This is a genomic window from Gilliamella sp. Choc5-1 (assembly GCF_001690595.1).
GTDB classification, from domain to species: Bacteria; Pseudomonadota; Gammaproteobacteria; order Enterobacterales; family Orbaceae; genus Gilliamella; species Gilliamella apicola_M.
Genome location: NZ_LZHH01000059.1, coordinates 1 through 1,235, shown reverse-complemented (window position 1 = coordinate 1,235; position 1,235 = coordinate 1). Strand labels below are relative to the sequence as shown.

2 pseudogenes are annotated in these 1,235 nt (G+C 39.9%); both read right to left on the bottom strand.

Features of this window, described 5'->3' with window-relative positions:
* Positions 1-739 (bottom strand): annotated as a pseudogene (locus tag A9G35_RS12860) (helix-turn-helix domain-containing protein); the annotation flags it as partial.
* Positions 740-802: 63 nt separating this feature from the next.
* Positions 803-1,235, bottom strand: a pseudogene (locus A9G35_RS13875) (IS5/IS1182 family transposase); the annotation flags it as partial.

The window sequence follows — 1,235 nt, the reverse complement described above, 5'->3', positions numbered from 1 at the left end:
ATAAGCATGGCTCTCCTTATGGCCATTATATTCCGTACCTCGGTCTGTAAGAATGCGTAACAGCGGCACTTGTTCGCTGTCAAAGAAAGGAAGCACTTTATCATTGAGCATATCGGCAGCAATCAGGCTGTTTTTCTCGGTATAGACTTTAGCAAAAGCGAGTCTGGAATAGGTATCAATAAATGTTTGTTGGTATATTTTCCCTATGCCTTTAATATGCCCTACATAATAGGTATCTTGTGCACATAAATATCCCGGATGATGTGTCTCAATTTCACCATGCGCTTCTTTTGATGCTTTGGCTTTTTCAAAGGCTTGTAATTGATTTTCAGTGAGCACACATCCTTCTTGTGCCACTTTGGTTTCTAGGGCTATTAAGCGTTTTTTAAAACTTTCTAAATCATGACGTAGCCAAATAGAGCGTACCCACTCCCTGACACCATGATGCCTTCTTGACGAAGTTGATTGGCAACTCGATGTTGCCCATAAGTTGGATATTCATAGGCCATATTAACAACGGCTTGTTCTATATGTGGCTCTACCCGATTTTTTTCGATAGGCTTTTTACGACTGATTTCTTGAAGCGCAAGCTCACCCCCTTGCTCATACAGTTTTTAAAGCGATAATAGCTATCTCGACTGTATCCCATGACTTTGCAAGCTTGTTGAACGTTACCGAGTTGATTAGCTAATTCTAAAAGTCCTAATTTAGGTTTAATAATTTTGGCAGTTTGATTCATTTCTGACTCTCCTTTTTGTGTTATAAAATAACTCAAACGTCAGATTAAGTAAAGACTATTACATCTGCTGATAGTTTTATATATTAATGATTGCCCGTTTGGGCAAGTATAAGTATCGGTTTGACTATTATAGATAAACTGCTTTTTTCTGATAGGATTCGCACCATGACTGGAACGGCGATAACCCAACACCGGATATATCTGCTCTGTCAGCAGTAAATGGCAAATGGGCGCCGTAAAATAACCTGCATCAAAACCGACACCGACACCAACCGGATTAAAGCCAAACCTCTCTAACTGGCGTTTTAATCGAGCCATATAAGGCTGAGAATCATGGACATTTCACGCTGTAACATAGGTATCGGTAATTAAATTATGTTTGCCATCAACCGTTCGATGCTCTAAGTAGAAGAACCCTTTAGGCTTACCTTCCCGATGCATAAAGCCACTATCCGGATCGGTTGTACTGACTTTGACATCCTTATATTTCTCTACC